This window comes from Rhizobacter sp. P2_H2 (assembly GCF_056403375.1).
The window spans coordinates 1-3,693 of the sequence record NZ_JBFUFP010000535.1 but is presented as its reverse complement, the minus strand read 5'-3'; the positions used below and the strand labels follow the sequence as shown (position 1 = coordinate 3,693).

Here is a 3,693-nt window from a genome sequence, read left to right as displayed (position 1 = left end):
GTGGTGCTGTGGCGCCAACCCGGCGGCGAGCTGCTCTATGTGACCGCGATCGACAACCCTCGCCAGGTGGGCGAGGCCTGCTTCATCGCGACGGTGTCGGCAGCGCGCTTCAGCCTGACGGCGCCGCTGCTGCGCAAGTACCTGCTGCTGGAAGCGGCCCCTTGACGGGGGCGCGGGCGGGGCTCAGCCGCCGGCGCGCTTGACGGTGTGGCCGGCGCGCTTCAGGCGCTCCATCACCGTCTCGACGTGGTCGCCTTGCAGYTCGATGACGCCATCTTTCACGGTGCCGCCGACGCCGCAGGCGGCCTTCAGCTCGCGTGACAGCAGGGTCAGCGCGTCGGCGTCGAGCAGCAGGCCTTTCACCAGCGTCACGCCCTTGCCCTTGCGGCCCTTGGTCTCGCGCGAGACACGCACGATGCCGTCGCCCTGCGGCAGCGCCTTCTGCGCCTTGCACGCGCACTGCGCGACCGGCTGGCGGCAGTCGGGGCAGATTCGGCCGGTGTCGGTGGAATAGACCAGCGCCGACAGGTCAGCGAGGGTGCCGGACCGGCGTTCGTTGAGGGGCTTCGGCATGGACATCCTTTCGGGCGGCGATGGTAACGCCGGGGCCCGGGCCGCCGCGCAGCGACGTATCCTGGCTCGATCACAAGACCAGGAGACACACCCATGCGCCACCCACCCGTCAGCCGCTACCCGGTGCCCGAACTCGCCGGCCTGCCCGACGACATCCGCGCGCGCATCCTCGATGTGCAGCAGAAGGCGGGCTTCGTGCCGAACGTGTTCCTCGGCTTCGCGCACCGGCCCGACGAGGCGCGGGCCTTCTTCGCGTACCACGACGCGCTGCTGCTGAAGGAAGGCGGCCACCTGACGAAGGGCGAGCGCGAGATGATCATCGTCGCGACCTCGGGGGCCAACAACTGCCTGTACTGCGTGGTCGCGCACGGCGCGATCCTGCGCGTCTACGAGAAGCAGCCGCAGCTCGCCGACCAGGTCGCGACCAACTACCTGAAGGCCGACATCACGCCGCGGCAGAAGGCGATGCTCGGCTTCGCGATGAAGGTCTGCAACGACGCGGCCAACATCGTCGAGTCGGACTTCGAGGCGCTGCGCGTGCACGGCTTCGACGACGAGGACATCTGGGACATCGGCGCGATCACCGCCTTGTTCGGATTGAGCAACCGGATGGCGAACCTGATGAGCCTGCGGCCGAACGATGAGTTCTACCTGATGGGGCGGGTGGCGCGGGAGAAGAAGGCCTAGCGGATCAGCAGGCCCTCGGCGGTCCATTGCTGGACCGTGCCGACCACCCCGACCGCATCGGCCGCGATCTCGCACAGCGCGCTGAAGTCCTCGCCCCGCATCGCCGCCACGAGCAACCGCGCCTCGAGCGCGCTCGCCACCGTCCGCCAGCGCGTCTCCAGCAGCGGCCGCCAGACGATCAGCTGGTGCTCGCCCGCCTCGGGCTCGGCCAGCTCCGGCTCGTCGTCGCCCTGCAGCGCCCGCCACGCAGGTTCCACGTGCCAGTCGAGCGCCAGCACCTGCACGCTCGGATGAAAGCGCAGCACGCGCTGCGGCCAGCCGTCGACGGGCAGCGCCGCCAGCTCGGCCGGTGTCATCGGCGTCGCATCCGCCGCATCGAAGGCATCGCGCAACGCCCACTCCATGCGTGCCAGGTCGACGAACGCCGGATGCGGCACCAAGCCGGGATGTGCCGCCATGAACTCCGCCAGCCGGTGCCCGAACCAGCGGATCGACGGCTGCCGCGACGGATGCGCCTGCAGGTAGGCCTCGGCCAGCGCATCGAAGGCCTCGTCGCCCATCGCGCGCGGCAGCACGCCGTGGTTGTCGCGCAGCGCCGCCACCAGCCGCGCGCGGTAGGCGTTCTGGTAGATGCGCAGCAGCGGCTCGTGCTGCACCGGCTCGCGCAGCAATCCTTCGGGAGCCACCGCGCCGAGCATTGCAGCGTGCAGCCCGCTCTGCTGGTGCATCAACACGCTCATGCGGCCTCCGCCATCTGCAGCGCCGCAGCTTCCACCGCGCGCGCCTGGTCCAGCTCGACCACCAGTTCCGCCAGCGGCGGGATGTGGTCGTCGCGCTCGATCATCGCCGGCACCCGGCCGAGCCGCTGCACCGTGTAGCCATAGAGCGCCCACACCGCCGCGCACACCGGGTGGTCGTGCGTGTCGATCAGGTAGCTGCCATGGTCTTCGTGCCCGGCCAGGTGGATCTGCCGCACGCGCTCGCGCGGCATCGCGTCGATGAAGCGCCGTGCATCGAAGCCATGGTTCACGCTGCTGACGTGCACGTTGTTGACGTCCAGCAGCAGCTCGCAGTCGGCGCGCTGCAGCAGCTCGCCGATGAACTCCCACTCGCTCATCTCGTCGGCCGCGAAGCTGACGTAGCTCGACACGTTCTCCAGCACCAGCCGCCGGCCGAGCACATCCTGCACCTGGCGCACGCGCGGCACCAGGTGGCGCAGCGCCGCCTCGGTGTAGGGCATCGGCATCAGGTCATGCAGGTTGTGGTGGTCGACGCCGGTCCAGCACAGGTGGTCGGAGACCCAGGCCGGCTCGATGCGATCGGCCAGCGCCTTCAGGTCGCGCAGGTAACCGGCGTTCAGCGGGTCGGTGCTGCCGATCGACATCGACACGCCGTGCATCACCATCGGGTGGTCGCGGCGGATGCGATCGAGGTGGTGCAGCGGCTTGCCGCCGGGCACCATGTAGTTCTCGGAGATCACTTCGAGCCAGTCGACGCGCCGCGCGAGTGCGCGGTCGTCGCTGCAGAAGTTGCGGTAGTGCTCGGTGCGCAGCCCGAGCCCGAAGCCTTGCAGCGCGGTGTTCATGTCAATGCCGGCTTCGGGCGCCAGGTCTTACTTCAGCACCGTGCCGCCGGCGCTGGTGCACTCGGCAGCGGTCTTCTTGCCGACCCAGCCCTGGCCCTTGCAGCCGTTCTGGCCCTTGCATTCGCTCTTGGCGGTCTTGCAGTCGGAGGTGCCCTTGCAGCTGTTGACGCCGGCGCACTTGACGCTGCCTTCATCGGCAGCCTGCACGCTGGTGGCAACGGTGCCCAGCGAGAACAGGGMGGCGGCGGTGGTGGCCAGGGCGAGGCCGGACTTCAGGTTCAGCATGATCGGTTCCTTCAGGTTGGTGTGGGGACGTGCAGGCGGGGATGAATCCCCCGCGCCAGCCCCACTCTGTCGGTAACCGCCGCGCGTCCTTACACCGGCTGCTTCAGCACTTCGGCCATCGCGACCGCCGTCGCCTCGACGTTGCCCGAGTTCAGCCCCGCGACGCACATGCGCCCCGAGCGCACCAGGTACACCGCATGGTCCTCGCGCAACCGGTCGCACTGCTCGGCCGTCAGCCCGGTGTAGCTGAACATCCCGCGCTGGCTCAGGAAGTAGCCGAAGTCGCGGCCCGGCAGCTTGGCGCTCAGCACTGCATGCAGCTTCTCGCGCATCGCCTTGATGCGGACACGCATCGCGTCGAGCTCGGCCGCCCACTGCTCGTACAGCGCCGGCGTCTGCAGCACCCGCGCGACGATCTGGCCGCCATGCGTCGGCGGGCTGCTGTAGTTCCTGCGGATCGTCGCCTTCATCTGGCCCAGCACCAGCGCCGCTTCGGCCGCGTTCGGGCACACCACGCTCAGGCCGCCGCAGCGCTCGCCATACAACGAGAAGCTCTTCGAGAA

General features: G+C 69.5%; 6 protein-coding genes. 1 reads left to right on the top strand and 5 read right to left on the bottom strand.

The features are described 5' to 3' along the window. Positions 1-183 precede the first annotated feature (183 nt). Positions 184-579, bottom strand: a complete 396-nt coding sequence (locus tag AC1D15_RS21925; protein WP_465111525.1) for a translation initiation factor Sui1 — start codon at positions 577-579, stop codon at positions 184-186. A gap of 87 nt (positions 580-666) precedes the next feature. On the opposite strand from AC1D15_RS21925, the gene AC1D15_RS21920 reads away from it, so the two are divergent. Next, positions 667-1,260 carry a peroxidase-related enzyme gene (locus tag AC1D15_RS21920; RefSeq protein ID WP_477827632.1) on the top strand — a complete coding sequence of 198 codons (594 nt, stop codon included), beginning with the start codon at positions 667-669 and terminating at the stop codon, positions 1,258-1,260. Here the strand turns inward: AC1D15_RS21920 and AC1D15_RS21915 are convergent. From AC1D15_RS21915 to AC1D15_RS21900, 4 genes are all read right to left on the bottom strand, one after another. Beyond that, positions 1,257-2,000, bottom strand: coding sequence for an HvfC/BufC family peptide modification chaperone (locus AC1D15_RS21915; RefSeq protein WP_477827631.1), 744 nt, complete (start codon positions 1,998-2,000; stop codon positions 1,257-1,259). The genes AC1D15_RS21920 and AC1D15_RS21915 overlap by 4 nt on opposite strands. After that, positions 1,997-2,845, bottom strand: a complete 849-nt coding sequence (bufB, locus tag AC1D15_RS21910; protein WP_477827630.1) for an MNIO family bufferin maturase — start codon at positions 2,843-2,845, stop codon at positions 1,997-1,999. The genes AC1D15_RS21915 and bufB overlap by 4 nt, the downstream gene beginning before the upstream one ends. Before the next feature lie 27 nt (positions 2,846-2,872). Beyond that, positions 2,873-3,130, bottom strand: coding sequence for a BufA2 family periplasmic bufferin-type metallophore (bufA2, locus tag AC1D15_RS21905; RefSeq protein ID WP_477827629.1), 258 nt, complete (start codon positions 3,128-3,130; stop codon positions 2,873-2,875). Between the two features lie 89 nt (positions 3,131-3,219). Continuing rightward, a partial coding sequence (locus tag AC1D15_RS21900; protein WP_477827628.1) for an aminotransferase class I/II-fold pyridoxal phosphate-dependent enzyme occupies positions 3,220-3,693 on the bottom strand: 474 nt, incomplete at its 5' end.